Source organism: Acidovorax carolinensis (assembly GCF_002157145.1).
GTDB lineage: Bacteria > Pseudomonadota > Gammaproteobacteria > Burkholderiales > Burkholderiaceae_C > Acidovorax > Acidovorax carolinensis.
This window is the reverse complement of record NZ_CP021361.1, coordinates 3,562,501-3,588,383: the sequence shown is the minus strand read 5'-3', so window position 1 is coordinate 3,588,383 and position 25,883 is coordinate 3,562,501. Positions and strand designations below refer to the sequence as shown.

Here is a 25,883-nt window from a genome sequence, read left to right as displayed (position 1 = left end):
ACCGGCCGATACAGTTATATGTAGGTAGGTTCACCGTTTCGGTCTGGGGTGATGTTGTGCCTCGCGCCGCGGTTGTGGTTTGGTATGAGTGAGTTCAGAATCCAGGCCAGAAAAACTGGAGTGTTACATGGCAATTTCTTCTGCAGGTATTGGCAGTGGCCTGGATGTCAAAAGCATTGTTTCGCAGCTGGTGGCGCTGGAGCAAAAGCCGCTGTCGCAGCTGCAGGTCAAGGCTTCTTCCATCAGCGCCAAACTGTCTGCCTATGGGCAGTTGCAGTCGCAAATGGCCAATTTGCAGGACATGGCCAGCAAGCTGGCCACGGCCAGCAACTGGGATGCGATGTCGGTCAGTTCCAGCAACGCCGCCATTACCGGCACCGCCACCACGGCGGCTGCGGCCACGGCGTTCAGCGTGGGTGTGAGTCAAATGGCCCAGGCGCAAATGGCGGGGTCGGCGCCACTGGCGCCTGCGGGCAGCTCTGTTGGGGCGGGCACGCTGCGCATTGAACTGGGCGCGTGGAGTACCAGCGGGCCGGCCACGTTTACCAAGGGCAGTGGCGCCGCCGTGAATGTGGCGGTGAGCGCTACCGACACCCTCAGCCAGATAGCCGACAAAATTAACGCCGCTGGCGCCGGGGTGACTGCCACGGTGCTGAAGGATGACGCGGGCGAGCGCTTGCTGATGCGCTCCAGCGTCACAGGCGAGGCTTCGGCGTTTCGGGTGCAGGCGCTGGCCGAGCCGGTGGCGCCCGCCACCGAGGGTGTGGCCATCACCGATGGCACAGGCCTGGGGCGGCTGGCTTACGACCCGGCCAATGCAACGGGGGGGCTGGGGCTTACCCAGTCGGCTTTGAACACCAAGGCCACCATCAACGGCGTGGCGGTGTCTTCACAAAGCAATGTGCTTGAAGCCATTGGGGGCGTGAAGCTGACGGTGTCCAAGGTGACGACCGATACCGGGCCGGTGGAGGTGACCATCAAGCGCGACACTGCGGCGGCCAAAACCAGCATCAATAATTTTGTAGCCTCGTACAACGCCATGAGCAATGCGCTGGCCGAGATGACAAAGTACGACGCCGCTACAAAGAAGGGCGGAACGCTGCAGGGCGACTCCACCGCCGTCGGCTTGCAGGCTGCGTTGCGGCGCCTGGTGGGGGGCAACGGGCCGGCGGGCACGGCGGTGGGGCGCTTGTCTGACCTGGGGGTTGAGTTTCAGAAAGACGGCTCGCTCAAGGTGGATGCCACCAAGCTCGATGCCGCGCTGGCCAAGCCCGACGATGTGAAAACCTTTTTCATGGCCGATGGCGGCAGCAATGGGGCTGATGGCCTGGCCTTGCGGCTGAAGGATTTTGCGGCCGGCTTGCTGAACACGAGTGGCACGCTGAGCACCCGGGCTGGTGCGCTGAAGTCGGAGTCCGACCGCAACACCAAGGAGCAAGAGCGTGTGTCTGACCGCATCAGCAGAACCCAGGCGCGGCTGGAGGCGCAATACAGCCGGCTCGACGCCAGCATGGGCAAGCTGACCGCGTTGAGCAGCTACGTGAACCAGCAAGTCACCCAGTGGAACAATACCAAGGGTTAATTGGCGTGATTTAAGGCTCTGGCCCTTGTGGAATAAGCGCTAGTAGCTATCAAATTAAGTTTTCGAAGGGCGGAATAAACCGCCTTTCGTGGTCCTGAAGTGCTATGAAATTTGCTTGAGTTTTCCCCGCAATTGCCGATATGAATAACAACAAGTAGCACATGAAGGAGCCGTTGATGTACACCCCCGTCAGTTCTCGCGCAGCCTCGGCCTATCGGCAAGTGGGCGTCCAGTCCGGCGTGGATGGCGCCTCGCCGCACATGCTGATCAAAATGCTGTTTGATGGCCTCATCCAGTCGCTCAACGCCGCACGCGGTGCGCTGCAGCGCGGCGACATTGCCGAAAAAGGCCGCCAGATCGGCAAGGCCGTGCGCATTCTGGAAGAAGGCCTCAAGGGCGGCCTCAACCCCGCGCAGGGCGGTGACATTGCCCGCAACCTGGCCGCGCTGTACGACTATTGCGTCAGCCGCCTCACCCTGGCCAATATGCGCAACGACCTGGCGCTGGTGGAGGAAGTGGTGCACCTGATCACCCCCGTGGCGCAAAGCTGGAGCGAAATCGGCCCCAACAACGGCGCAACCGCCCAAGGCGCGGGAGCATGAAAATGACCACCCTGCTGATCGACTATTACAAAGCCATCGAAGACAGCAGCGCCAAGATGCTGGAAGCGGCCCGAAGCAAGGACTGGGACGGTGTGGTGCGCTACGAAGGCGCCTGCGCGGTGCTGATCGAGCAGCTGCGCTTCAAGGCGCAAGAGCACGAGCTGCTGCCTGAGCACAAGCGCGAAAAGACCCGCATCATGCAGCGCATCTTGCGCAACGATGCCCAGATCCGCTGCCTGGCCGAGCCGTGGCTGGCGCAGGTGGAACACATGTTCGAAGGCCAGCCGCAGATGGTGCATTGACACTGAGTTTGGGAAGGGCAGGCCCTGCAATGGGGTTTGCTGTGGTTTTGAGGGTGTTTTTGGCTCTGGCGCTTATGGGGTAAGCGCTTGCAGCTATCGATTCGATAGTTTTTCGGTAGCGTAACAACCGCTTGCCTGCGGCAGAAAATGCAGCTACGTGCGGCTTGTCATGTAGCCTTGTCAATTTTTGCCAAAGTTTTTATGCTGTGGGCATGAGCACGATGAACATCTCCCTGCCCGACGCCCTCAAGACCTTTGTGGACGAACAGGTCAGTCAGCGCGGCTATGGCACCAGCAGTGAATACATGCGGGAGTTGATCCGAAAGGACCAGGACCGGCTTCAGCTGCGTGGTTTATTGCTGGCGGGTGCAGCTTCTGCACCCACGGCCCCGGCTGATGTGGCTTACTTTGACGGTCTGCGCGATCGGGTTCGCAAGCCGGGCGAAGCGGGTGGCGTTCGGGGGTGACGGCCAAGCCCGTCATTGCGCGGGAGCAGGCCCGCCGCGATATTGACGCCGCCATCGCGTATGACCTGGGCGAAGATGCCGAGCAAGCCGCATTCGGATTCATCGATGCCCTGGAGCAGGCCTACGCCCACATCAGCCTCCACCCTGCGACGGGTTCGCCCCGCTATGCACACGCGTTGAGTTTTCCAGGGCTGCGTTCCTGGCCGCTGGCACGGGTGTCCCCATGTGGTGTTCTATGTTGAACGCGCCGACCACATTGACGTCTGGCGCGTGCTGCACGGTCAGCGCGATATCCCGGCATGGATGCAGCAGCCCGACGAATTGGCTTGATTCTTGGTTGCGCGGATTCGGTGGGATTGGGGAGTTCGCTGTGCGGCGGTTTTTACTGAAATTGGCCTCAAGCGCTTTTTTGTCAAGCGCTGGCAGCTACTAAACTCATAGTGATTGAGCGCTGGCCCTGCGCCGCAATTGCACTGGCGTGCGGTGCCAGGAACGTTCTTACACCTGCATGTTCATGATGTCGGTATAGGCCTGCACCATGCGGTTGCGCACATGCAGCGTGGCCTGAAAGCCGATTTGCGCTTTCTGGATGGCCACCATGGTCTGCTCCAGGCTGACGGAGGGGTTCTCCATCTGCACTTCCTGCTGCAGGCCGGTGGCGTGGTTTTGGGCGGCGCTGACCGATTGCAGCGCGCCTTTGAGTGCTCCCGAAAACCCCACCTCGTTGCCTTGGGCTTGGGGCGCTGCAGCACGGCGCGCCAGGCCGGCACCCGTCAGGGGGGCGGTAGAGCTTGAAATGCGGAGGTCCATGGCGGTGTGGTGCGGGAAGGGGGATGGCGCAATACTAGGCCTTGGGGCGCCGGCCATCCGGGGGAATTGATGGTCAAATGCGCGGCTTATCCAGCGAACGTCCGGGTGATGCGCCCGAATAATCGACCCAACGCCAGGACCGTCTAACCGGCCTGCGATACTGGAAAGCGAAATGTCTGCAGTTGCTGAAATCCCCGTTACTCCCCCGCAAGCTCTGGCTGGCTGCAGCGTCTGTCGGCGCTCGACCGGGCGCAGCGCATGCGCCTGGGCGTGGGGCGGCGCTGCTGGTGGCGGTGGCCATTGCGGCCATTGTGCTGGGCCGCCAGCCCGACTACCGGGTGCTGTTCGCCAATCTGAATGACAAGGACGGGGGCGCTATCGTGGCCCAGTTGTCCCAGATGAACGTGCCTTACAAGCACGCCGATGGCGGCGGCGCCATCTTGATTCCGGCCGACCGCGTGCACGACGTGCGCCTGCGCCTGGCCACCCAGGGGCTGCCCAAGGGGTCGGTGGCCGGGTTTGAACTGATGGAGTCGAGCAAGTTCGGCATGACGCAGTTCCAGGAGCGGCTGAATTTTCAGCGCGGGCTGGAGGGTGAGCTCACCCGTTCCATCCAGGCGCTGTCGTCGGTGCAGGGCGCGCGCGTGCACCTGGCGCTGCCCAACCAGAACGGGTTTTTCCGCGAGCAGCAAAAGCCCTCGGCCTCGGTGCTGGTAAGCCTGCACCCCGGCCGCGTGCTCGACCGGGCGCAGCTGGCGGGCATCGTGCATCTGGTGGCGTCGAGCGTGCCCGAGCTGGCGCCCTCGGCCGTGAGCGTGCTCGATGACACGGGCAAGCTGCTGTCGCAGTCGCCCGACACGGCCTCGGGCAATGGTGTGGATGCGCAGCAGCTGCTGTATGTGCAGCAGATCGAGCAGCAATATGCGCGCCGCATCATGGACATTCTGGAGCCCGTGGTGGGGCGCAACAACGTCAAGGCGCAGGTGTCTGCCGAGGTGGACTTCAGCCAGACCGAATCCACCTCCGAGCAGCACCGTCCCAATCTGGCCGCCGATGCCAGCGCCATCCGCAGCCAGCAGGTGGTGGAGAGCAATGGTCCCCAGGGCAATCCGCTGCCCACCGGCGTGCCCGGCGCTGCCTCGAACCAGCCGCCCGCACCGTCTGCCGCGCCCATCAACGGCGCCAATCCGCCGCTGGCGGCGGCCAACAACCAGCAGCAGGGCACGCTGGGCGCGGGTGGGCGGCGCGAGTCGGTCATCAATTACGAAGTGGACAAGACCGTTCGCGTGACGCGGGGTGGCAGCGGCGCCGTCAAACGCCTGAGTGCGGCGGTGGTGGTGAACTACCAGTCGGCCGAAGACAAGGGCAAGACCGTGGCCAAGGCGCTGACGCCCGCGCAGCTGGAGCAGATGACGGCCCTGGTGCGCGAAACCATCGGCTTCAACAAGGACCGTGGCGATTCGGTCAACCTGATGAACACGCCATTCCAGGTGGATGTGGTGCCGGTCAACGATGTGCCGCTGTGGAAGCAGCCCGAAATGGTGGACCTGGCCAAGACCTTCGCCTGGCCGGTGGGTGCGGTGCTGTTTGCCGCCCTGGTCCTGCTGGGGCTGGTGCGTCCGGCACTCAAGGGCGCGGCGCGGCCCCGCGCCATTCCGGTGGCCGGTGGCACGGTGGATGCCCTGGAGGCTGAGCAGCCTGAGCGGCCCGCCTTGCCGGCGCCGACCAGGAAGGATGAGCTGCTGCCGGTGACGCCCGAACAGATGCAGCTGGAAGATGCACGCCGGTTGGCCAAGGAGAACCCCATGGCCGTGGCCAATATTCTGAAAACCTGGGTGAACGGCGACCCCGTCTGAACCCGGATCTGAACGGACAACCTATCTATGGATGAGCAGGGCCTCAACGACGCCGCCATCATGCTGATGTCCCTCGGCGAGGAAGAGGCGGCCGAAGTGTTCAAGCACTTCTCGCCCAAAGAGGTGCAAAAGCTGGGCGAGACCATTGCGCGCATGCGTTCGGTGTCGCGCGACAAGGTGGACATGGTGATCAACCGGTTTTCGAACGCCGCAGCGGCGCAGAGCCTGCTGGTGTCCGACACCGGCAACTACGTGCGCGCGGTGCTCAAGCGGGCGCTGGGCGATGACAAGGCCGGGTTGCTGATCGACCGCATTTTGCAGGGTGGCGATGTGTCGGGCATTGAAAGCCTGAAGTGGATGGACCCGCTGTCGGTGGCAGAACTGCTGCGCAACGAGCATCCCCAGATCGTGGCGGCCATTCTGGTGCACCTCGATTCCGACCAGGCCGCTGCCGTGCTGATGAACTTCACCGACCGCCAACGCAGCGAAGTGCTGCTGCGCGTGGCCACCCTTGAAGGCATTCAGCCGACTGCGCTGAAAGACCTGAACGAGGTGCTGTTCAAGGTGCTGGCCGGTGGCGACAAGATTCGCAAGAGCTCGCTGGGCGGCGTCAAGGCGGCGGCCGAGATCATCAACATGCTGGGCGGCAACATGGACAGCGTGGTGCTCGAATCCATTCGCGGATACGACCCCGACCTGGCCCAGAAGATCATGGACAAGATGTTCATCTTCGAGGATGTGCTCAAGCTCGATGACAAGGCCATCCAGACGGTGCTGCGCGAAGTGGCGTCGGAGACGCTGATCGTGGCCCTTAAGGGCGCGGTGCCCGAATTACGCGAGAAATTCCTGTCCAACATGTCCACCCGTGCGGCAGAGGCCTTGCGCGAAGACCTGGAATCGCGTGGCCCCATGCGCCTGTCGGAGGTGGAAGCCCAGCAAAAGGAAATCCTCAAGACGGTGCGCCGTCTCTCCGACGAGGGCCAGATTGTGATTGGCGGTGGCGGTGACGATGCCTTCGTCTAACCAGCGGGTGTATTCCCGCTTCATCCCCAGCGAAGAGGTGGGGGATGTCACCCACTGGAAGTTCGGTGCGATGGATGGCGCTGACCTGGAGGAGCCCGTACCTGAATCCGAGGCCGCAGCAGGGCTGCCGCCCGCGCTCGACGAAGCGCAGCAGCAGGCCCTGATTCAGGAGGCCTGCGATGCGGCCTACGCAAAGGGCGTGGCCCAGGGCGAGGCGCAGGCCTCGCTGCAATGGCAGCGCCGCATGGACGACTACGTGGCGAACCAAGGCCAGGAAGCGGCCCAGCGGCTGAATGCCGTGGTCCAGTCGCTGCAGGCGTCGCTGGCCGACATGCAGCAGCACATGGCGCAGGACATGCTGCACCTGGCCTGTGACATTGCCCGCCAGGTGCTGCGGCATGAGCTGTCGGTCAACCCCAACGCTTTGCAGCCCGTGGTGCGCGAGGCCGTGGGCATGCTGGTGTCCGAGGGGCGCCCGGCGCTGGTGCGCCTGAACCCTGTGGACATGGAAAGCCTGGCAGGGTCTTTGCGCGAAGAGTTTGATGGCGCTGCCGTGCAGTGGATGGCGGACGCCGCGGTGCCGGCTGGTGGCTGCCTGGTGGAGTCGGCCGGCACGGTGGTGGACGGCAGCCTGGACAAGCGTTGGCAGCGTGCCGTGGCGGCGCTGGGGCTCGATTCTGCGTGGCAGGACGGCGGTGATGGCGATGGCAACGACCACTGAGACGGGTTCTGCCTGGGCGCGTTTCATGGACGACGCCCGTGAGCGCGTGCGGGCCGGTGCGCCGCTGGAAACGCGGGGCACGCTCACGCGCCTGACGGGCCTGGTGCTGGAGGCTGCTGGCATTCGGGTGCCGGTGGGTTCGCAGTGCATGGTGCAGATGCCGGGCCACACACCCATTCTGGCCGAGGTGGTGGGGTTTTCTGCCGACCGGGCCTTTTTGATGCCCGCCGGGGACATCCATGGGCTGTCCAGCGGCGCCAGCGTGGTGCCTGCGGCGCCCTACATTCCCATGCCGCGCCTGGGCGAACCACCGCGCCCGGTGCATCGCGCCGGTGTGCTGCGGTTGCCCATGGGCGACGGATTGCTTGGGCGCGTGGTGGATTCGCAGGGGCAGCCTCTGGACCATGGCGGCCCGGTGCAGGATGTGGTCTCCGAGCCCATGGACCGCCGCCCGATCAATGCCATGGACCGGGACCCGGTGCGCGAACCGCTGGATACCGGTGTGCGCGCCATCAACGCCCTGCTGACCGTGGGGCGGGGGCAGCGGCTGGGCTTGTTTGCGGGCTCGGGCGTGGGCAAGAGCGTGCTGCTGGGCATGATGGCCCGCTACACCCAGGCCGATGTGATTGTGGTGGGGCTGATTGGCGAGCGGGGGCGCGAAGTCAAGGAGTTTGTTGAAGACATTCTGGGCGAGGATGGCCGCGCGCGGTCGGTGGTGGTGGCGGCGCCGGCTGATGCGCCGCCGCTGCTGCGCATGCAGGGGGCCGCCTATGCCACGGCCGTGGCTGAGCATTTTCGGGACAAGGGAAAACATGTGCTGCTGCTCATGGATTCGCTGACCCGCTATGCCATGGCCCAGCGGGAGATCGCGCTGGCCATTGGCGAGCCACCGGCCACCAAGGGCTATCCACCATCGTGTTTTGCCAAGCTGCCTGCGCTGGTGGAACGCAGCGGCAACGGGCTGCATGGCGTGGGATCCATCACCGCTTTCTATACCGTGCTGTCGGAGGGGGATGACCAGCAGGACCCCATTGCCGATGCGGCGCGGGCCATTCTGGACGGGCACATTGTGCTGTCGCGGGCGCTGGCCGAAACGGGGCATTTTCCGGCCATCGATATCGAGCAGTCGGCCTCGCGGGTGATGCACAACGTGGTGTCGCGCGGGCACTTCGACCTGGCGCGGCGGTTTCGGGCGGTGTATTCGCGCTACCAGAAGAGCCGGGATCTGGTGCAGGTGGGTGCTTACATGAGCGGCTCCGATCCGGCGCTGGACGAAGCGATCCGCCTGCAACCCCAGATGGCCGCCTTCCTGCAGCAGGACATGTTCGATGCGGCCTCCATGGAGCAATGCCTCGGCGGCATGGCTGCGGTGCTTGATCGCTGACGGACGGGAAGCGAATCATCATGTCAACCCTGAACGCCCTGACAGTGGCCGTGGAAGTGGCCTCGCGCAAGCGCGATGAGGCCCGGCGGCTGTTGCAGGATGCGCAGGGTGCGCAGCAAGCCGCGCAGGACCAGCTGGACCAGTTGCAGGGCTATGCCCGGGAAACCGAAGGGCGCTGGGGTATGCGCGCGGACGCCGCCGTGCAGCCCGAGGTGATGTTCCACCACTACCAGTTCATGGATCGCCTGGGCCATGCTGCGGGCCTGCAGACCACGGTGGTGGGTGAGCACGCCAGCCGGGTGCAGGACGCCACCCGCAACTTGCTCGACGCAGAGTTGCGCCTGGCCAGCTTGCGCAAGGTGGTTGAAAAGCGCCAGCAGGACCACGAACGCCAGCAGATGCGCCGCGAGCAGAAGCAAACCGATGAGCGCGCCTCGATGCAGGTGCGCAATGCGATCAATGGCCCGCATGGCCAGGAGTACTGAAAATGGAACCAACACGCATCTCTGCCCCGCAAGGCAGCCAGGGCGCCCAGGGTACCCAGTCCACGCGCGCAAAAGGAAACGTGCAGCAAGCCGGTGGCCCTGTGGACCCCTCGGCCCAGGGCGGGTTTATGGCGTTGCTGGCGTCTCTGGACAGCGCGGTACCGGGTGATGGGGTTGCCCCAGACGGTGCGGGAGACCCCGCACTTCTGAATGCCGACCCGGCTTCACTGGCCGCCTGGCAGGGGCTGCTGGCGCCTGGGGCTGTGCCCGCGACCGCGGCGCCCGGGTCTACGGCAACGCTTGGCGCTGGGGGGGTGCCCGGTTCCGATTGGTTGCCCGCCGCCGATGGCCTGGTGGCGCAGACGGCGATGCTCGATGGCGCTGCGGACGTGTCGGGCGTGAAGCCGCCCGGCGGCGCCGTGGCGGGCTACAGCCGCATGTTTTCGCGCATTCAGAATGCACTGTCGCAAGGGGGTGAGCTGCCGGGTTCGGTGGCTGGCGTCATTGGGTCAGAAAAAAAGCAGGCATTGACGATGGCTGCTGTTGCCGCCGCACAGGGTGCTCAGGCCGTCGTGGATTCGCGTGCCCTGGGTGGTCCGTTGCCCGACGCAGGCTTGCGCGACGGGCGCGAGTTGGCGGGCGGGCAGGGCGGCGCTGCACCTGCGTTCTCACTGGACGCCTTTGCTGAAAGCCGGGTGCCCCAACGCGCAGGCAGTGCTTCCAGTGGTGACGCAGGTGGCCGCCCTTCCGCAGAAGCCGCATGGGGCGACTGGGGAGTAGCCCACCCCGGGCCGGAGGCGGCGGGCGTCGACGCTGCGGCCGCGTTTGCGGATCCAGCGCAGGTGGGGGCCGAAGAGCAGGTCGCGGACCAGGTGGCCTACTGGGTGAACCAGAAAACCCAGAACGCCGAAATGACACTGGACCGCGACGGGCAGCCGGTGCAGGTGACCGTTTCGCTCTCGGGCAGCGAGGCCCATGTGACGTTTCGCAGTGATCAGGCGCAGACCCGCGAGTTGCTGGATTCGAGCATGTCCCAGTTGCGGGATCTGCTGCGCGACGAGGGTCTGCTGTTGTCGGGCACCACGGTGGGAACCACGGCGCGCGATGGCGCTTCGCCCAACGACTCCGGACAGCGCCAGGGCCGGGAAGGCGAGCGGCGCACACAGGTGGTGGCGTCGGTGCCGGCTGCCGTGGCAACGGTGCGGCGCCCTGGCGATGCGCCTGAGCGGGCCGTGGACATCTTTGTGTGATGCCTTGGCCCCCCGACACTGGGGCGCGCAGGCAGGGGGAATGCTTATTTTTACGGAATGGTCCCACTGAACTCTAGGCGTGAGGTGGCGGAATGCCGGGGTTTTGGGCTTTTATTCTGGCTATTATTGGCTGGCACCTCGCCCAATAATGGGCTTCCAGTTGATCGTGCGTTCCTTCGGACGCGGACGCTGCATGCTTTCTACCGCAAGGAATTTTCAACGTGTCTGCCACCACTCCCGCTGCCGCACCGGTCCCGGCGAAAAGCAAGAAGCTGATCGTGATCGGCGCCGTGCTTGTCTTGCTGGTCCTTGTGGGCGCTGGCGCCGCATGGTTCCTTGCCAGCCGGTCCCATGCCGAGGAAGACGATGGTTCGGCGCCCGAGCGCAAGGAGGCGGCCAAGGTGGTGCCCACGTTCCTGCCCATGGAGAACATGGTGGTCAATCTCGCCGACCCTGGCGGCGACCGTTTTGCGCAAATCGGCATCACGCTGGAAGTGTCGGACGCCAAGACCGCCGAGCAGATCAAGCAATACCTGCCCAGCATTCGCAGTGGAATTTTGCTGCTGACCTCGCAGCGCACCTCGGAAGAGCTGCTGCAGCGCGAGGGCAAGGAAAAGCTGGCCTCCGACATCTTGCGCGAAGTGTCCCGTCCGCTGGGTTACCCGGTGTCGTCGGCCAAGCCTCGCCGCGAGGTGCGGGACGACGACGCGGAAGAGCCTGCCGCGCGCCGCAAGGTCGAGAAGAACCCTGTGCAGCGGGTGTTGTTTTCCAGTTTCATCATCCAGTGAGCTGGCAAGGATTTTCCCATGAGTGATTCATTTCTATCCCAGGAAGAGGTTGACGCCCTTCTGGAAGGGGTCACCGGAGAGAGTCAGAAATCGGTCGAGGAAGTCGCCGAGGCGGGGGCTGTCCGCAACTACGACATTTCCAGCCAGGAACGTATTGTTCGTGGCCGCATGCCGACGATGGAAATCGTCAACGAACGGTTTGCGCGCAATTTCCGCATCGGGCTGTTCAACTTCATCCGGCGCAGTCCCGAAATCTCGGTGGGCACCGTCTCGGTGCAGCGCTACAGCGCCTTCCTGCGCGAACTGGCGGTTCCGACCAACTTCAACATTGTGGCCATCCGGCCGTTGCGTGGCAGTGGTCTGATCGTGTGCGAGCCCTCGCTGGTGTTCGGCATCATCGACACGCTGTATGGCGGCGTGGGCAAGTTTCAGACCCGGATCGAGGGGCGGGATTTTTCCCCTACCGAGCAGCGCGTCATCAATCGGCTGGTGGATGTCATCTGCGCCGAGTACAAGAAGGCTTGGCACGGTATCTATCCGCTGGAGCTGGAATACCAGCGTTCGGAAATGCAGCCCCAGTTTGCGAACATCGCAACGCCCAGTGAAATCGTGGTTTCGACGGCCTTTCAACTGGAGATCGGCGACCTCTCGGGCGCCATCCATATCTGCATGCCCTACGCCACCCTGGAGCCGATTCGTGACGTGCTGTATTCGTCCACGCAGGGTGATTCGATCGAGGTGGATCGCCGGTGGGTGCGTGTCCTGACGCGCGAAATCCAGGCGGCCGAAGTGACCCTGGTGGCGGAATTGGCGCGGGCCGATGCCACCGTGGAGCAGTTGCTGGCCATGAAGCCCGGCGATTTCATTGAGCTGGACCGGGAACCCCGTATTCGGGCCTCCATTGGTGGAGTGCCTATTTTTGAGTGCCAGTATGGCACCCACAATTCCAAATATGCGATCCGCATTGAAGAATGCCTGCGCAATGCGGACATGAGCTGGATGGGAGAAAAAGATGTCCACTGACGACAATAACGAAGGCAAAGACAGCGCGGACGATCCGTTTGCAGGCTGGGCCGAAGCGCTGGAAGAACAAAAGCGCACCGATGACAAGCCTGGTGACGCGGAGCAGGGGGGGCCATTGTCTGGCGAGCCGGTTCGTCCGTTCTCCGGTGGCAGTGACGGAACGGTCAACGACATCAACATGGTGCTCGACATTCCCGTGCAGCTGTCGGTGGAGCTGGGGCGTACCAAGGTGCCCATCAAGTACATCCTTCAGCTGGCACAGGGGTCCGTGGTGGAGCTCGACGCGCTGGCGGGCGAGCCCATGGATGTGCTGGTCAACGGCTACCTGATTGCACAGGGCGAGGTGGTGGTGGTCAATGACAAGTTCGGCATTCGACTTACCGACGTGGTAACGCCATCGGAGCGCCTGCGGCGGGTCAGCCGTGGATAGTGCCGGCATGACCCAGACGCTTGTCATTGTGGTGCTGTTCGTGGTGGCCATGGCGGCCCTGCCGTGGCTGGTGCGGCGAGTGCAGTTGCGCCATGCGGCGGGCGGGGCCACTGGAGGCGCTGCGTCTCGCGTGCTGTCCGCTTTGGCGGTGGGCCCCCAGCAGCGTGTGGTGACCGTGGAGGTGGGGCCGGAAGGGGCACGCGCCTGTCTGGTGCTGGGCGTGACGGCCCAGAGTATCACCTGTCTGCATGTCATGGGTTCCCCTACTGCTGTTGCTCAGGGCACTCCTGTGGCTTCCTTTGCCGGTGCCATGGCGCTGGCCGCACAACCCCCCGAAAAGGCTTCCCATGTCTGATGCGGCTGGCGGATGCGGTCACAGGGTGGAGGGGACATCGCGCCCGCTGGCATGGCTGGTGGGATTTGCTGCGTTGGCCATGGTGCATGTGCCGGCCATTGCACAAAGCGGTGGCTCCTTGCCTTTGCTTGTGGGATCGGGCAGCGCGGGCACCAGTTTCTCGGTGCCTATCCAGACATTGCTGTTTTTCACGGCACTGTCGTTCCTGCCGGCGGTGCTGCTGATGATGACGGGTTTCACCCGCATCGTCATTGTGCTGTCGCTGTTGCGCCAGGCCCTGGGGACGCAGTCGGCCCCGCCCAATCAGGTCATCATTGGCTTGTCGCTCTTTCTCACGTTCTTTGTCATGGGGCCCACGCTGGACCGCGTGTATAAGGATGCCTATGTGCCCTACACCACCAACGCCATCAGCTTCGAGGCGGCGCTGGAAAAAGCCGAGGCACCGATGCGGGAGTTCATGCTCAAGCAGACCCGGCAGTCCGACTTTGCGCTGTTCTCCCGCCTGGCGCGGCTGGAAGCGACAGTCACCGCCGAAACCGCACCGTTGCGCGTACTGGTGCCTGCCTTTGTGACGAGTGAGCTCAAGTCCGCATTCCAGATCGGATTCATGATTTTCATCCCGTTTCTGGTCATCGACATGGTGGTTTCCAGCATCCTCATGTCCTTGGGCATGATGATGTTGTCGCCCGTGCTGGTGGCATTGCCGTTCAAGCTCATGCTGTTTGTGCTGGCCGATGGCTGGAATCTGCTGATTGGCTCGCTGGCGGCCAGTTTTGTGACCTGAGGACGCCGTCTTATGACCTCTCAGCTGGTTTTGACCATGGGGCGCGAAGCGCTCACCCTGCTTTTGATGATCGCCATGCCCGTGCTGGGTGTGGTGATGGCGGTGGGTTTGGTGGTCAGCATCTTTCAGGCCGTGACCCAGATCCATGAGGCGACCCTGGCCTTTGTTCCCAAGCTCATCGCGGCCATGGTGGTCTTTGCGGTGGCCGGCCCATGGATGATCAGTACCCTGGTGGATTACATCCGCCGGACCATTGAATCGATACCGTCGGTGATTGCCTGATGTGGCAGACCGCTTGGGGATGGTGAGAATGCCGCGCCAATGGGTCGGCTATGTGGCGATCCACTCGCACTGTGCGGGCAGCGGGTGCATTGCAACGCGGGTGGCTGGTTTCTTTCGGGTCGCGCCCTGAGCCCGGATTGGATGGTGGATTTCTCGTGATCACCTTCACCGAGGCGCAACTCGTTGCCTGGATTTCGCCCATTCTTTGGCCCTTTTTGCGTGTGTTGGCCGTTTTTACGGTGGCGCCCGTGTTCTCGATGCGTGCCATTCCCATGCGGGTCAAGATCGGGCTGGCTTTTCTGGTCGCACTGTGTGCGCAGGCGGTTTTGACCAACCAGCCGGTGATCAGTGTGAACGGGCGCGAGGCCCTGGGGGCAGTGGCCCAGCAGGTGGTGGTGGGCCTGGCCATTGGGTTTGCAGTGCGCCTGGTGTTCACTGCCGTGGAACTGGCGGGTGAAATCATCGGTTTGCAGATGGGGCTGAATTTCGCTTCGTTCTTTGACCCGACGAGCAATGCGCAGGTGAGTGCGGTCGCGCGGTTTTTCGGAAACATGGCAACCCTGCTCTTTGTGGTCATCAATGGGCACCTGATGGTGTTGATGGCCGTGGTCAAGAGTTTTGACAGTTTTCCCGCCGACGGAAATTTCCTGCAGGCACTGGGGCAGATGCACCTGCACGAACTGGGGTCCTCGCTGTTTTCCAGTGCTTTGTGGATTGCGCTGCCAATGATCGCGCTGCTGACGTTTGTCAACCTGACCCTGGGCATCATTTCCCGTGTGGCCCCGCAGATGAATATCTATGCGGTGGGCTTTCCGGTGACCCTGACGGTCGGCTTGCTCGGCATCGCCGCGACATTGCCCATGCTGGAGCAGCCGGTGCTGGCATTGATGCAGCAGGTCATGGATCTTTTTGAGGTTCAGCGGTAGTCAAACCAGCTCGTTGCGGATGGCGTAGACCGTCAGTTCGGCGTTGTTGGAGAGCTTGAGCTTTTCGAGAACGCGCGAGCGGTAGACGCTGACGGTTTTGGGGCTGAGCATCAGTTCTTCGGCAATGTCCGACAGCTTGCGTCCCGAGGCAATCTTGACGAGGGTCTGCAGCTCACGCTCGGAGAGCGCGGCATGGGGCGCCTCGGGTGCAGGTTGTGCCAGGCTTTCCGCCAGCATCTGGGCCACTTCAGGGGTGAGGTATTTGCGCCCCTGCATCACGGTGCGCACGGCGGCAATGAGCTCGACCGGATCGCTGGCCTTGTTGGCATATCCCTGCGCACCGGCGCGCAGGCAGCGCAGCGCATATTGGTCTTCTGGATACATCGAGACCACCAGCACCTTGATGCTGGCGTGGGTTTCGCGCACGCTGGCCAGCACTTCCAGTCCGCTGCGTCCGGGCATGTTCAGGTCCAGCAGCAGCACATCGCAGGGGGTGGCCCGCAGCACCTCGCGCAGCTCCGAATACCCCCCCGCCTCGCCGGTGACAAGGATGTCGGGAGCTTCGGCCAGCGTATCGCGTATGCCGCGGCGCAAGACAGCGTGGTCATCACACAACACAACATGAATCACTGGGGCTCTCCTTCGGCGGATGCATTGTCGCGCGATGCGATAGGGACAGAGAGAATCACGCTGGTGCCTTTGCCGGGCTGGCTGCTGATGTCCAGCCAGCCGTTCACGGTGCGAGCCCGCTCCAGCAAGCCCTTCAGGCCAAACGCCTTGGGTTTGTCGCGCATGGCGGGTTCGATTCCGCAGCCGTCGTCGGCGACCTCCAGCGTCAGCACACCTTCGCTGTCTGCCAGGTCAATGCGGACTCTTTGTGGTGCCGCATATTTGGCGACGTTGGTCAGCGCTTCCTGGGCGGTGCGATAGGCGACCAACTGCACTTCGGCCGGTATGTTGACGACTGCGCTGCTCGCACGGAGCACTGTCGGGACACCCGTGCGGCGCTCGAAACTGCTGGCCAGCCACTGGACAGCGGCGACCAGACCCTGGTCGAGAATGGGCGGGCGCAAGTTCATCATGATGCGCTGGCTGGCGCCAATGGCATGCTGGAGCATGTCGGCCGCGGCTGAGGCATGTTCCTGCATCGCCGGATCGTGGGTATGGCGCCCGATCCAGGCGATGTCAAAGCGTACGGCAGTGAGGGCGCCACCGATATCGTCGTGGATTTCCCGGGCGATTGCCGCGCGCTCCTTTTCGATGGATGTTTGCAGATGCTCGGTCAGATCGGCCAGGCGGCGCTGGGATGCGGCCAGTTCGGCCATGGCGTGTTCACGCATCTTCCTCGCCTCGTGGACCTCGATGGCGCGGGCCATGACGTGGGGCAGGCGCACCATGTCGTCTTTGGACAGGTAGTCCGCTATTCCGAGCCGCATGGCGTCGACGGCCGCTGTTTCCCCGATGGCCCCGGAGAGCAGGACAAAGGGCGGATGTTGCGGCAATTGCGCAACATGCCGCCATGCATCCAGTGCTGTAAAACCAGCCAAGCGGTAGTCGGCCAGGATGATGTCGAAAGGTTCGTTCGCCGTCAGGGTCTTGAAGGTCTCCAGCGTATCCACATGCTGGAGCGTGAATGCCATACCCGAGCGGCGCAAGGCCGCCTTCGCCAGTCCGTGATCGGCAAGAGAATCTTCAAGATGAAGGATCTTTAGGGGATGGTCGGGTATTGCTTTGACCATAGGGGCGCTATCATAGGATACATATTGGAACAAATAGTGTTATCTCGCGGAAGGTAAGCGGCGCGAAGCGCCAGACGAGTAACACCGTGTAGGGTGAGCGTTTGGTGATTGGTGGCGGATTCCGCGGGATCTGCTTTTGTGCGTGCTTTGCAATATCTGCCGGGATGGAAAAACGATGCAATCTACGCTCACACCCTCCGGAGGACCCGGAGTGCAGGTTCCCGTCATGGTCGCGGCGGAGCTGCAGGACTCTCTGCTGGTGGTCATGCACGACTTGCATCGGCTTGAGGGGTTGCTGAACCACGCCACGGACAACTTGCTGGAGCGCTTTGGAGAGGCCAATGCGGCCTTGTCCGATGTGGTGGTCGCCGATGCGCCGGAGCTGATGGCTGCACGAACAGCATTGCGCAGGGCCGTGACCGAGTTGCAGTTTCAGGACATGGCGTCGCAGTTGATCTGGCATACCACCAAGGTGCTCCAGGGTTGCGCCTTTCGGCTTGCCTCGGAAGCCATGGGCCATGAGGAGGGTGAAGAGGCGGCGCCATTTGCCGAAATGGCCCCTGACCGCCCCAATCCTGTGACCCAAAGCGAGATGGATGCGGGTTCTGTGGATCTGTTTTGACGTTTATCGCGTTGGTTAACCTATACATTCAAGTCTGTTGGAGCCTTACATGCAATCGATCCTTGCCGTAGATGATTCACCTTCCATGCGAAAAATGGTGTCTTTTACCCTCACGGGTGCTGGCTACCATGTGGTGGAAGCCGTGGATGGGCAGGATGCCCTGGAAAAGGCGGAAACCCACGACATCCATCTGGTGCTCGCGGACCAGAACATGCCCAGACTCGATGGCATCGGCCTGACTCGCAAGCTGCGCGAGCACCCAAAATTCAAGACCATTCCCATATTGATTCTGACCACTGAATCCAGTGACCAGATGAAACAGGCCGGCCGTGCTGCAGGCGCTACGGGATGGCTGGTGAAGCCCTTTGATCCGAGCCGATTGATCGAAGTGATTCAGAAAGTCATCCGCTGATCCGTCTGGACAGGGGAAAGCAAGACAACAGGAGCCTCCATGGCGGAAACCTATCAAGAAGGATCGGGTTCTGGTGCAGATTTTGATCTGAGCCAGTTCTATCAAATCTTTTTCGAAGAAGCAGGCGAGAACCTCGATCAGATGGAGCACATGCTGCTCAATCTGGATCTGGTCAATGCCAATGACGAAGAACTCAACGGCATTTTTCGGTGCGCGCACTCGATCAAGGGCGGCTCCGCCACGTTCGGGTTTGCTGACGTGGCGGAATTGACGCACCAGATGGAGTCGCTGCTGGACCGACTTCGGCGCCACGAGCTTCAGCCGATCCCGCAAATGGTCGACGTATTGCTCGAATCTGCAGACGCATCGCGCAGTCTGCTGGCGCGCCACCAGGCGGGGGAGCAGGGCGAGGCGGTTTCCACCACGGATTTGGTGCTCCGCATCAGTGAACTGGCTGCGGGCCGGGTTCCGGGGGGGCTGTGCCCGCACCTGTGGCTCCAGCGCCCGCTCCTGCGGTGGTGGCAGTCGCGCCAGCACCTGCGTTCGTGCCTGCGCCCGCAGTGGTGCCAGGCCAGCCGCGCACGCTGCAAATCCAGATCGGTCCGCTGGAGCGTCCCGAGCAGGCGGATGCCATCAAGGAGTTGTTCCGCGACATCCCCGGTCTCGGGTCGATCAGCGATTTGCCTGGGGTGGAGCCTGCCACGCGCCGGTTTGCCGTAGAGACTACGTCGACCAATGACGATCTACTGGACCTTTTTGCGTTCCACGTCGCCAAGGAGCAGGTGGTGATCAGCGACGGGGTGGCGGCAGGTGTTGCGGCAGTCGAGCCGGCCTTGCAAGGTGGGGATACCGCAGAAGTGCCCTACGGGTTCTTTGCCGATGCACCCGGTGCACCCGCCCAGGGCGTCACAGCCCCTGTTGCTGCGGCGTCTGTAAATACCGTTGCCAAGGTGGCCGCACCCAAAGCGGCCTCCGAGCCCAAGGTACAGAGCCAGGCCCAGATGGAATCGACAACCATCCGTGTGGCGGTGAACAAGGTCGACCAGCTGATCAATCTGGTGGGCGAGCTGGTGATCACCCAGGCCATGCTGGCGCAAAACAGCCGAGGTCTTGACGCAGGTGCCTACCAGCAATTGCTGGCGGGACTGGCGGATCTCGACCGCAATACCCGTGATCTGCAGGAATCGGTCATGTCGATTCGCATGATCCCCATGTCCATCGTCTTCAGCCGCTTTCCGCGCATGCTGCGCGACCTGGCGAACAAGCTTGGCAAGAAGGTGGATTTCGTGACCCTGGGTGAGGCCACCGAACTCGACAAGGGGCTGGTGGAAAAGATCACGGACCCGTTGACCCATCTGGTGCGCAACAGCTGTGACCACGGTATCGAAATGCCTGCTGAGCGGCTGGCAAAAGGCAAGCCGGAGCATGGCACCATCACGCTTTCAGCCTCGCACCAGGGCGGCTCGATCGTGATCGAGGTGCGCGACGATGGCAAAGGACTGTCGCGCGAAAAGATCCTGAGCAAGGCGCTGGAGCGTGGCCTCGATGTGTCCGAGCACATGAGTGACGCCGATGTATGGCAGCTGATTTTTGCCCCGGGTTTTTCCACTGCCGAGGAAGTGACTGATGTTTCCGGCCGGGGCGTGGGCATGGATGTGGTCAAGCGAAACATTGCGGCGCTCAACGGCTCGGTCGAAATTGATTCGGCAGAAGGATACGGAATGAGGGTGTCCGTGCGCCTGCCCCTGACGCTGGCCATCATGGATGGCATGTCGGTGGGTGTCGGTGATGAGGTCTACATCCTTCCGCTGTCGTCCGTGGTGGAATCGTTCCAGGTCAATGCCGACGACGTCAGCACGGTGGCGCAGGGTTCGCAGCTGGTCAAGGTGCGGGACGAATACATGCCTGTGATTGCGCTGGAAAAGATATTCCAGGTGCCCCGCTTCGACGCCAGCAAGTCCAGCAACATCATGGTGGTGGTGGAAGCCGATGGCAGTCGCGTGGCCCTTCTGGTGGACGAGCTGCTGGGCCAGCACCAGGTGGTGGTCAAGAACCTCGAGTCCAACTATCGCAAAGTCCCCAATGTGTCGGGTGCCACGATTTTGGGCGACGGCACCGTGGCCCTGATTCTGGATACCGGCGGGCTGGTGCGGCGCGCACGCCACTAGGTTCGAGCGCCTGCGCAGATCGTCGCAGGCTCTGTCATGAAAGGAAAGATCACCATGAGTGTGATGGAAAAATCAGAAGAAACCACTGCGTCCGGTGCCCGGGAGTATCTGACGTTCAGGCTGGACCAGGAAGAATACGGAATCGACATCCTGAAAGTGCAGGAGATTCGCGGCTACGAGCCCCCCACCCGCATTGCCAATGCGCCCGAATTCATCAAGGGCGTGGTCAATTTGCGGGGAACGATCGTCCCCATTGTGGACATGCGCATCAAGTTCAACTGCGCTCAGGCGGACTACAACACCTTCACGGTGGTCATCATTCTGAATCTGCGTCAGCGGGTGGTCGGAATTGTGGTGGACTCGGTCAGCGATGTCATGGAACTCGCGTCCGGCAGTGTCCGGGCTGCTCCCGATATCGAAAGCGCGATTGACAACAGCTGCATCCTCGGCCTGGGCTCGGTGGGCGAGCGCATGCTCATCCTGCTGGATATCGAGAAACTGATGTCCAGTGTGGACATGGGGCTGGTAGCTGCCGACGATTAGCACGGGCGCATCGCTCAATCGGTGGCGCAGGCAAGTACAGGCCCGTGAAACGCTTCACGGGGCCCATGGAGCGAACAGGACCTCCCGTTGGAACAACACATGTCCCAGACCACCAGCACTGCATCATCCGCGCGAACGCGCACACTTTCCAGCAGGGCCGATACTGCCAGCGGGGCACCGGCGGCATCCGGCCCCCTGTCGCAAGGGCGCGAATTTGTCTGGACGACAGCCGATTTCGCGCGCGTCCAGGGGCTTATTTACCAGCGTGCCGGCATCAGTCTGCATGACGGCAAGCACGCCATGGTTTACAGCCGGCTATCGCGCCGCCTCCGGGAGACGGGGCATTCGAGTTTCAACGAGTACCTGAGCTGGCTCGAAACACACGACGGACCCGAGTGGCAAGAGTTCGTGAATGCACTGACCACCAACCTGACGGCTTTTTTTCGTGAGCAGCACCATTTCGAGATCCTGGCCGCACATCTGAAAAGCAAGCCTTCCGGCACGCCGTGGCGTGTCTGGTGCAATGCCGCCTCCACGGGGGAGGAGCCCTATTCCATCGTCATGACAGCCCTGGAAGCGCTCGGCTCGAGTGCGCCCTTCAAACTGACGGCCAGTGACATTGACTCTCGTGTTCTGGCAACGGCGGCGCAAGGTGTCTATCGTCTGGACAATGTCAAAGGACTCAGTCCCGAGCGTCTTCATCATTTTTTCCTGCGCGGCAAGGCGGGCAATGAGGGCTTGGTCCGCGCCAAACCCGAGATGCGCAAGGCGATCGAGTTCATGAGCGTGAACCTGATTCGCGATGACTGGCCGTTCCGGGAACCCTTCGATGTGGTCTTCTGTCGCAACGTCATGATTTATTTTGACGCCCCGACCCAGCGCAAGGTGCTGGAGCGAATTCACCGGGTGCTCAAACCGGGTGGAATGCTATTCGTTGGTCATGCGGAGAACTTCAGCGAGTCCCGAGACCTCTTCACCCTGCGCGGCAAAACGGTTTACGAACGGCGTTGACCGTATCTGCTATGTCTTGCAATTTCCGTGACCAGGTAACGATCCGGCGCCATTTCGCCAGCGGTCTTTCCGGGATCTCTTTCCATGGCGTTTGACACCACCGAGCGGCGGCGTGCGCCGCGCATTGCCCCCTTGAGCGCAGACATCTACGCCACTGGCGCGTCGGTCGCCAAAGAGTCTTCCCTGGAGGAGTTGAAGGCCCGGGCACGCAAGCCCGGTGAGGCATCGTTCTTTTATCTCGACCACCACTTCCAGCACAACGCCGTGAAAGTGTTGCCGGGTGAATATTTCGTTTCGGACGAGAGCATGGTCATCATGACGGTGCTGGGGTCGTGCATTTCTGCGTGCCTGTGGGACAGCAGGGCCCGGATTGGAGGAATGAACCATTTCATGCTTCCAGACGGGGATCTGGCGGATGTCTCGGGTCGCTATGGTTCCTACGCGATGGAGTTGCTGATCAACGAAATGCTCAAGCTGGGTGCCAGGCGTGAGACGCTGCAGGCCAAGATTTTTGGCGGCGCCCAGGTGATGCACAACTTCACCACGATGAACGTCGGAGAGCGCAACACGAATTTCGTCTTGAACTATCTCCAGACCGAGCGCATTCCCATCATGTCCGAGGATGTGCTGGATATTTATCCACGCAAAGTGGTGTTTTTCCCGGTGACCGGTAAAGTCATGGTGAAGCGGCTGGCACATACCCACCCCGGAACGCTCGTGGCCCAGGAAGTTCGCGGAAATGCGGTCATCGTGGCGAAGACTACATCTGGCGGGTCCGTGGATCTGTTTTGAGGAAGGCGTGAGGGAATGAGCAGGAAAATTCGAGTGGTGGTGGTGGATGATTCGGCGCTGGTGCGTAGCTTGCTGGCGGAAATCATCAATCGCCAGCGAGACATGGAGTGCGTTGGCACGGCCAATGATCCATTGGTTGCGCGTGAAATGATCCGTGAACTGAACCCCGATGTGATCACGCTGGACGTGGAAATGCCGCGCATGGACGGCATTGACTTTCTGGGGCGACTGATGCGTTTGCGTCCCATGCCGGTGGTGATGATTTCCACCCTGACAGAGCGCGGCGCCGAGGTCACCATGAAGGCGCTTGAGCTGGGTGCTGTGGATTTTGTGGCCAAGCCGCGTGTGGGTTTGGCGAACGGCATCAATGAACTCGCCTCCCTGATCGTCGACAAGATTCGCGTGGCAGCGGTGGCACAGGTGCGCCGTGCCGCGCCACGCGACGCGGCTGCAGCAGCAACCTCCGGGGTGGCACACCACGCACCTGCAGGGGCGTTGCTGGGGCGGCTGTCGACAGAAAAACTGATTTGCATCGGCGCCTCGACCGGGGGCACGGAAGCGATTCGCGAAGTGCTGGTGCAGATGCCGGCAGATTCGCCCGCCATTGTGATCACCCAGCATATGCCGCCTGGCTTTACAACCAGTTTTGCGGCGCGCCTCAATGGGTTGTGCCAGATCACGGTCAAGGAGGCCGTCAATGGCGAGCGCATCTTGCCGGGGCATGCGTATATCGCCCCGGGTGGCACGCAGTTTCATGTGGCGCGCAGTGGTGCCAACTATGTGGCGGTGGTGGACGATGGCGCTCCGGTCAATCGACACAAGCCCTCGGTGGAGGTGCTTTTCAAGTCTGCGGCGGCCGTGGTGGGGCGCAATGCGTTCGGCATCATGCTCACCGGCATGGGCAACGATGGGGCGGTGGCGATGCGGGAGATGAAGGATGCAGGCAGCTACAACTACGTGCAGGACGAGGCGAGTTGCATCGTGTTCGGCATGCCGCGCGAAGCGATTGCGCATGGTGCGGCAGACGAGGTGCTGCCCTTGAACCAGATTGCCCCCGCCTTGATTGCCCGTCTGCGCGGGGCCACCGATCGCCTGCACCATCGCATCTGAACAAATCAAACCGCGCGGCGGTGCGCGCGCGTGGTGAGAAGCTGCCAGGAGTTCAGGCAGAAAGCGCTGACCAGCGTTCCAGTGCAGCCATCAGCTGTTCCTCGATTTCGCTCTCGCGTGCATGGAGTGCGGCGGCTCGGGCGGCGTCCTGGCTGTACAGCGTGCCGTCGGCCAGCGCGTTCTGCAGGGATTTCTGCTCGGCCTCCAGATCCGAAATCTGTTGTGGCAACTGGTCCAGTTCACGCTGCTCTTTGTAGCTAAGCTTCTTTTTTGATAGCTGTTCAGGCTTGTCTGATAAGCGCTCAGGGCTGTTTTTATTTGAACTATCTGCCGCACTCTCCTTCGGAGGTGGCGCAGATGCAGCCAAAGCCCGGCTTCGCTTGGACTGAATCAGCCAGTCCTGCACGCCGCCCTCGTATTCCCGCCAGTTGCCATCGCCTTCAAAAGCGATGGTGCTGGTCACCACGTTGTCCAGGAAGGTGCGATCGTGGCTCACCAGAAATACGGTGCCGTCGTAGGATTCCAGCAGATCTTCCAGCAAGTCCAGTGTGTCGATGTCCAGGTCATTGGTGGGTTCGTCGAGCACCAGGACATTGGCTGGACGCGCAAAAAGGCGCGCCAGCAAAAGCCGGTTGCGCTCTCCACCAGACAGAGACCTCACGGGTGAATGCGCGCGCGCGGGGGAAAACAGGAAGTCGCTCAGGTAGCTTTTGACGTGCTTGCGCTGTCCGCCAATTTCGATCCATTCGCTTCCGGGGCTGATGAAGTCTTCCAGAGTGGCATCCAGATTGATGGCATGCCGCATCTGGTCGAAATATGCCACTTGCAGGTTCGCTCCTTGGCGTATCTGTCCTGCATCGGGCTGCAGTTCCCCCAGGATGAGCTTGAGCAGGGTGGTCTTGCCGGCGCCATTGGGGCCAATCAGTCCGACCTTGTCGCCCCGCAGGATGGTCGCGCTGAAGTTGCGAACAATGGTCTTGTCGCCGAACGCCTTGCTGACCCCGGTCAGTTCGGCCACGATCTTGCCCTGGTAGCCATTTTGCGAACCCGTGGCAACGTCCATCTTGACGCTTCCCACCACATCACGCCGTGCTTCACGGCGCGCGCGCAGATGCTCAAGCCGCGTGATCCGGCTTTGACTGCGCGTGCGCCTTGCTTCCACGCCCCGGCGAATCCATACCTCTTCCTGCGCCAGCAATTTGTCTGCCTTGGCGGAAATGACGGCCTCTTGTGCGAGTTGCTCTTCCTTCTGGATAAGGTACTGGGCGAAGTTGCCCGGATAGGAACGCAACTGGCCCCGGTCCAGCTCCACAATCCGGGTGGCCACCCGGTCGAGAAAGGCCCGGTCATGGGTGATTGTGATAACGCTGCCCGGAAAGTCGAGCAGCAGGTCTTCGAGCCATTCGATCGAGTCCAGGTCCAGGTGGTTGGTGGGTTCGTCGAGCAGCAGTACATCCGGCCGTGCCACCAAAGCCTGGGCCAGGGCGACGCGTTTCTTGGTGCCTCCTGAGAGTGTGCCGACGACGGCATCCGGATCCAGGTGCAGGCGCTGCAGCGTCTCTTCGACCCGCTGCTCCCAGTTCCAGGCGTCATAGGCTTCAATTACGGATTGCAGCGCGTCCAGATCGAGCCCCTCTGCTCCAGACAGGTACTGGTCTCTGACAGCAATCACACGCTGCAAGCCTTCGGACGCTGCCTTGAAAATGGTGGCATGCGGATCAAGGGATGGCTCTTGGGCAACATAAGCGATGCGCACCCCTTGCTGTACTTGCAGGGTGCCGTCATCTGGCTTGGCCAGTCCCCCCAGAATTTTGAGCAGCGACGACTTGCCAGCGCCGTTGCGTCCAATCAGCCCGATGCGCTCGGCGGTTTCAAGGGAAAAGCCGGCGTGATCCAGCAATGCGACATGCCCAAATGCGAGTTGGGCGTCCAGTAAGGTGATAAGTGCCATGGTGGCGCTGATTATCAGGGGGCGCCAAAGGTTCATTGGTGGATGGGGTCGGTAGGAACCGAAGTGCATTGCCCGCATTTCCCTCGTCACAACGAAGATCTGAGGTACCGGCTTTGACGGTTCAGATGTAGATGGTTGAATGTCGCGTCGTCAGCTCCCGACTACTTTCTCCAAGTTTCCATGCTATAGTCTTAGTCTTCGCTACTCGGAGGCGTCCCTTGTGGATGCCCTGGCTGGTGAGGCAAGAAGATTTGCAAAAAGCTTCGGTTTTGGGTGTGACGGGGTAAAAACCCGGTATATAATTCAAGGCTGCGCTGAAAAGAGCGGGCTGCTGGTGATAGCGGCTTGCAGGTAAGTGCAAAGACCTTCGGGTTGACGGGGTTGTAAAAACTCTGATATAATTTAAGGCTCAGCTGATCGCAGCTAGGTCGAGATGGCAAAAGAGCTTCGGTGAATTTGTTGTCC

At 62.1% G+C, this 25,883-nt stretch carries 28 protein-coding genes and 2 pseudogenes; 26 read left to right on the top strand and 4 right to left on the bottom strand.

The window, feature by feature from the left end; all coding sequences use genetic code 11:
• The first annotated feature begins 127 nt into the window (after nt 1-127).
• The 5 genes from fliD (at nt 128) to CBP34_RS16845 (ending at nt 3,195) form a co-directional block, all read left to right on the top strand.
• Nucleotides 128-1,582 (top strand): flagellar filament capping protein FliD, encoded by a 1,455-nt coding sequence (fliD, locus tag CBP34_RS16865; RefSeq protein ID WP_094098698.1) that lies wholly within the window; start codon nt 128-130, stop codon nt 1,580-1,582.
• A gap of 176 nt (nt 1,583-1,758) precedes the next feature.
• Complete coding sequence (fliS, locus tag CBP34_RS16860) at nt 1,759-2,184, top strand: flagellar export chaperone FliS (protein ID WP_086928837.1); 426 nt, start codon at nt 1,759-1,761, stop codon at nt 2,182-2,184.
• 2 nt (nt 2,185-2,186) lie between these two features.
• Entirely contained in the window at nt 2,187-2,486 is a 300-nt protein-coding gene (locus CBP34_RS16855; RefSeq protein ID WP_086928164.1) for a flagellar protein FliT, read from the top strand.
• Between the two features lie 212 nt (nt 2,487-2,698).
• Nucleotides 2,699-2,953 (top strand): ribbon-helix-helix domain-containing protein, encoded by a 255-nt coding sequence (locus tag CBP34_RS16850; RefSeq protein WP_094098697.1) that lies wholly within the window; start codon nt 2,699-2,701, stop codon nt 2,951-2,953.
• Nucleotides 2,950-3,195, top strand: a complete 246-nt coding sequence (locus CBP34_RS16845) for a type II toxin-antitoxin system RelE/ParE family toxin (RefSeq protein ID WP_335622249.1) — start codon at nt 2,950-2,952, stop codon at nt 3,193-3,195. Before CBP34_RS16850 ends, CBP34_RS16845 begins: the two co-directional genes overlap by 4 nt.
• Before the next feature lie 256 nt (nt 3,196-3,451).
• Here the strand turns inward: CBP34_RS16845 and fliE are convergent, their stop codons facing one another.
• Entirely contained in the window at nt 3,452-3,763 is a 312-nt protein-coding gene (fliE, locus tag CBP34_RS16840) for a flagellar hook-basal body complex protein FliE (RefSeq protein WP_094098696.1), read from the bottom strand.
• 172 nt (nt 3,764-3,935) lie between these two features.
• Between fliE and fliF the strand changes: the two are divergent.
• The 13 genes and pseudogenes from fliF (at nt 3,936) to fliR (ending at nt 15,070) form a co-directional block, all read left to right on the top strand.
• A pseudogene (gene fliF, locus CBP34_RS16835) lies at nt 3,936-5,619 on the top strand (flagellar basal-body MS-ring/collar protein FliF).
• Nucleotides 5,620-5,646: 27 nt separating this feature from the next.
• Entirely contained in the window at nt 5,647-6,642 is a 996-nt protein-coding gene (fliG, locus tag CBP34_RS16830) for a flagellar motor switch protein FliG (RefSeq protein WP_086928160.1), read from the top strand.
• Entirely contained in the window at nt 6,629-7,363 is a 735-nt protein-coding gene (locus CBP34_RS16825) for a FliH/SctL family protein (protein WP_094098695.1), read from the top strand. The genes fliG and CBP34_RS16825 overlap by 14 nt, the downstream gene beginning before the upstream one ends.
• Nucleotides 7,347-8,747: a flagellar protein export ATPase FliI gene (fliI, locus tag CBP34_RS16820; RefSeq protein WP_157896502.1), complete on the top strand. Its 1,401-nt coding sequence runs from the start codon at nt 7,347-7,349 to the stop codon at nt 8,745-8,747. Before CBP34_RS16825 ends, fliI begins: the two co-directional genes overlap by 17 nt.
• A 20-nt stretch (nt 8,748-8,767) precedes the next feature.
• Nucleotides 8,768-9,232 (top strand): flagellar export protein FliJ, encoded by a 465-nt coding sequence (gene fliJ / locus CBP34_RS16815; protein WP_094098694.1) that lies wholly within the window; start codon nt 8,768-8,770, stop codon nt 9,230-9,232.
• Nucleotides 9,233-9,234: 2 nt separating this feature from the next.
• Nucleotides 9,235-10,482: a flagellar hook-length control protein FliK gene (locus CBP34_RS20145; RefSeq protein ID WP_236748445.1), complete on the top strand. Its 1,248-nt coding sequence runs from the start codon at nt 9,235-9,237 to the stop codon at nt 10,480-10,482.
• Nucleotides 10,483-10,703: 221 nt separating this feature from the next.
• Nucleotides 10,704-11,270, top strand: a complete 567-nt coding sequence (locus tag CBP34_RS16805; protein ID WP_086928159.1) for a flagellar basal body-associated FliL family protein — start codon at nt 10,704-10,706, stop codon at nt 11,268-11,270.
• A gap of 18 nt (nt 11,271-11,288) precedes the next feature.
• The gene (gene fliM / locus CBP34_RS16800) at nt 11,289-12,293 is read left to right on the top strand and encodes a flagellar motor switch protein FliM (RefSeq protein WP_086928158.1); all 1,005 of its coding nucleotides are present in this window, start codon (nt 11,289-11,291) and stop codon (nt 12,291-12,293) included.
• A complete protein-coding gene (gene fliN / locus CBP34_RS16795) occupies nt 12,283-12,723 on the top strand; it encodes a flagellar motor switch protein FliN (protein WP_094098693.1) in 441 nt (146 codons plus the stop codon). The genes fliM and fliN overlap by 11 nt, the downstream gene beginning before the upstream one ends.
• 7 nt (nt 12,724-12,730) lie before the next feature.
• Nucleotides 12,731-13,078 carry a FliO/MopB family protein gene (locus tag CBP34_RS16790; protein WP_094098692.1) on the top strand — a complete coding sequence of 116 codons (348 nt, stop codon included), beginning with the start codon at nt 12,731-12,733 and terminating at the stop codon, nt 13,076-13,078.
• A gap of 79 nt (nt 13,079-13,157) precedes the next feature.
• The gene (fliP, locus tag CBP34_RS16785) at nt 13,158-13,862 is read left to right on the top strand and encodes a flagellar type III secretion system pore protein FliP (RefSeq protein WP_236748595.1); all 705 of its coding nucleotides are present in this window, start codon (nt 13,158-13,160) and stop codon (nt 13,860-13,862) included.
• A 12-nt stretch (nt 13,863-13,874) separates the two neighbouring features.
• Nucleotides 13,875-14,144 carry a flagellar biosynthesis protein FliQ gene (gene fliQ / locus CBP34_RS16780; protein ID WP_086913398.1) on the top strand — a complete coding sequence of 90 codons (270 nt, stop codon included), beginning with the start codon at nt 13,875-13,877 and terminating at the stop codon, nt 14,142-14,144.
• 155 nt (nt 14,145-14,299) lie between these two features.
• Entirely contained in the window at nt 14,300-15,070 is a 771-nt protein-coding gene (gene fliR / locus CBP34_RS16775) for a flagellar biosynthetic protein FliR (protein ID WP_094098690.1), read from the top strand.
• Here fliR and CBP34_RS16770 read toward each other — a convergent pair whose 3' ends face one another.
• Together CBP34_RS16770 and CBP34_RS16765 are read right to left on the bottom strand one after the other, a co-directional pair.
• Nucleotides 15,071-15,700, bottom strand: a complete 630-nt coding sequence (locus CBP34_RS16770; protein ID WP_086913396.1) for a response regulator — start codon at nt 15,698-15,700, stop codon at nt 15,071-15,073.
• Nucleotides 15,697-16,809 carry a hybrid sensor histidine kinase/response regulator gene (locus tag CBP34_RS16765; RefSeq protein ID WP_094098689.1) on the bottom strand — a complete coding sequence of 371 codons (1,113 nt, stop codon included), beginning with the start codon at nt 16,807-16,809 and terminating at the stop codon, nt 15,697-15,699. The genes CBP34_RS16770 and CBP34_RS16765 overlap by 4 nt, the downstream gene beginning before the upstream one ends.
• A gap of 175 nt (nt 16,810-16,984) precedes the next feature.
• Between CBP34_RS16765 and CBP34_RS16760 the strand changes: the two genes are divergently transcribed.
• The 8 genes and pseudogenes from CBP34_RS16760 (at nt 16,985) to CBP34_RS16730 (ending at nt 23,467) form a co-directional block, all read left to right on the top strand.
• Nucleotides 16,985-17,431: a hypothetical protein gene (locus CBP34_RS16760; protein ID WP_094098688.1), complete on the top strand. Its 447-nt coding sequence runs from the start codon at nt 16,985-16,987 to the stop codon at nt 17,429-17,431.
• A gap of 49 nt (nt 17,432-17,480) precedes the next feature.
• Nucleotides 17,481-17,843 carry a response regulator gene (locus CBP34_RS16755; RefSeq protein WP_086928150.1) on the top strand — a complete coding sequence of 121 codons (363 nt, stop codon included), beginning with the start codon at nt 17,481-17,483 and terminating at the stop codon, nt 17,841-17,843.
• A gap of 39 nt (nt 17,844-17,882) precedes the next feature.
• A pseudogene (locus tag CBP34_RS20455) lies at nt 17,883-18,155 on the top strand (Hpt domain-containing protein); the annotation flags it as partial.
• Nucleotides 18,156-18,388: 233 nt separating this feature from the next.
• Nucleotides 18,389-20,011, top strand: coding sequence for a chemotaxis protein CheA (locus CBP34_RS16750; protein ID WP_418134686.1), 1,623 nt, complete (start codon nt 18,389-18,391; stop codon nt 20,009-20,011).
• A 54-nt stretch (nt 20,012-20,065) separates the two neighbouring features.
• Nucleotides 20,066-20,554 carry a chemotaxis protein CheW gene (locus tag CBP34_RS16745; protein ID WP_086928833.1) on the top strand — a complete coding sequence of 163 codons (489 nt, stop codon included), beginning with the start codon at nt 20,066-20,068 and terminating at the stop codon, nt 20,552-20,554.
• 99 nt (nt 20,555-20,653) lie between these two features.
• Nucleotides 20,654-21,565, top strand: coding sequence for a CheR family methyltransferase (locus CBP34_RS16740; protein ID WP_094099236.1), 912 nt, complete (start codon nt 20,654-20,656; stop codon nt 21,563-21,565).
• Between the two features lie 84 nt (nt 21,566-21,649).
• Nucleotides 21,650-22,357 carry a chemoreceptor glutamine deamidase CheD gene (gene cheD / locus CBP34_RS16735; protein WP_086928147.1) on the top strand — a complete coding sequence of 236 codons (708 nt, stop codon included), beginning with the start codon at nt 21,650-21,652 and terminating at the stop codon, nt 22,355-22,357.
• Between the two features lie 15 nt (nt 22,358-22,372).
• On the top strand, nt 22,373-23,467 hold the full coding sequence (locus CBP34_RS16730) for a protein-glutamate methylesterase/protein-glutamine glutaminase (RefSeq protein ID WP_094098687.1): 1,095 nt from the start codon (nt 22,373-22,375) through the stop codon (nt 23,465-23,467).
• 52 nt (nt 23,468-23,519) lie between these two features.
• Here CBP34_RS16730 and CBP34_RS16725 read toward each other — a convergent pair whose 3' ends face one another.
• Nucleotides 23,520-25,418: an ATP-binding cassette domain-containing protein gene (locus CBP34_RS16725; RefSeq protein WP_094099235.1), complete on the bottom strand. Its 1,899-nt coding sequence runs from the start codon at nt 25,416-25,418 to the stop codon at nt 23,520-23,522.
• Nucleotides 25,419-25,883 lie beyond the last annotated feature (465 nt).

Bases quoted from the DNA above. Each gene is read 5' to 3' on its own strand.
- fliG (WP_086928160.1), top strand. From the start codon at position 5,647: ATGGATGAGCAGGGCCTCAACGACGCCGCCATCATGCTGATGTCCCTC.
- CBP34_RS16855 (WP_086928164.1), top strand. From the start codon at position 2,187: ATGACCACCCTGCTGATCGACTATTACAAAGCCATCGAAGACAGCAGC.
- fliP (WP_236748595.1), top strand. From the start codon at position 13,158: ATGGTGCATGTGCCGGCCATTGCACAAAGCGGTGGCTCCTTGCCTTTG.
- CBP34_RS16730 (WP_094098687.1), top strand. From the start codon at position 22,373: ATGAGCAGGAAAATTCGAGTGGTGGTGGTGGATGATTCGGCGCTGGTG.
- fliN (WP_094098693.1), top strand. From the start codon at position 12,283: ATGTCCACTGACGACAATAACGAAGGCAAAGACAGCGCGGACGATCCG.
- CBP34_RS16755 (WP_086928150.1), top strand. From the start codon at position 17,481: ATGCAATCGATCCTTGCCGTAGATGATTCACCTTCCATGCGAAAAATG.
- fliD (WP_094098698.1), top strand. From the start codon at position 128: ATGGCAATTTCTTCTGCAGGTATTGGCAGTGGCCTGGATGTCAAAAGC.
- cheD (WP_086928147.1), top strand. From the start codon at position 21,650: ATGGCGTTTGACACCACCGAGCGGCGGCGTGCGCCGCGCATTGCCCCC.
- fliQ (WP_086913398.1), top strand. From the start codon at position 13,875: ATGACCTCTCAGCTGGTTTTGACCATGGGGCGCGAAGCGCTCACCCTG.
- CBP34_RS20145 (WP_236748445.1), top strand. From the start codon at position 9,235: ATGGAACCAACACGCATCTCTGCCCCGCAAGGCAGCCAGGGCGCCCAG.
- CBP34_RS16765 (WP_094098689.1), bottom strand. From the start codon at position 16,809: ATGGTCAAAGCAATACCCGACCATCCCCTAAAGATCCTTCATCTTGAA.
- CBP34_RS16825 (WP_094098695.1), top strand. From the start codon at position 6,629: ATGCCTTCGTCTAACCAGCGGGTGTATTCCCGCTTCATCCCCAGCGAA.
- fliS (WP_086928837.1), top strand. From the start codon at position 1,759: ATGTACACCCCCGTCAGTTCTCGCGCAGCCTCGGCCTATCGGCAAGTG.
- fliJ (WP_094098694.1), top strand. From the start codon at position 8,768: ATGTCAACCCTGAACGCCCTGACAGTGGCCGTGGAAGTGGCCTCGCGC.
- fliE (WP_094098696.1), bottom strand. From the start codon at position 3,763: ATGGACCTCCGCATTTCAAGCTCTACCGCCCCCCTGACGGGTGCCGGC.
- CBP34_RS16850 (WP_094098697.1), top strand. From the start codon at position 2,699: ATGAGCACGATGAACATCTCCCTGCCCGACGCCCTCAAGACCTTTGTG.
- fliM (WP_086928158.1), top strand. From the start codon at position 11,289: ATGAGTGATTCATTTCTATCCCAGGAAGAGGTTGACGCCCTTCTGGAA.
- fliI (WP_157896502.1), top strand. From the start codon at position 7,347: ATGGCAACGACCACTGAGACGGGTTCTGCCTGGGCGCGTTTCATGGAC.
- CBP34_RS16725 (WP_094099235.1), bottom strand. From the start codon at position 25,418: ATGGCACTTATCACCTTACTGGACGCCCAACTCGCATTTGGGCATGTC.
- CBP34_RS16740 (WP_094099236.1), top strand. From the start codon at position 20,654: ATGTCCCAGACCACCAGCACTGCATCATCCGCGCGAACGCGCACACTT.
- CBP34_RS16790 (WP_094098692.1), top strand. From the start codon at position 12,731: ATGACCCAGACGCTTGTCATTGTGGTGCTGTTCGTGGTGGCCATGGCG.
- CBP34_RS16745 (WP_086928833.1), top strand. From the start codon at position 20,066: ATGAGTGTGATGGAAAAATCAGAAGAAACCACTGCGTCCGGTGCCCGG.
- CBP34_RS16760 (WP_094098688.1), top strand. From the start codon at position 16,985: ATGCAATCTACGCTCACACCCTCCGGAGGACCCGGAGTGCAGGTTCCC.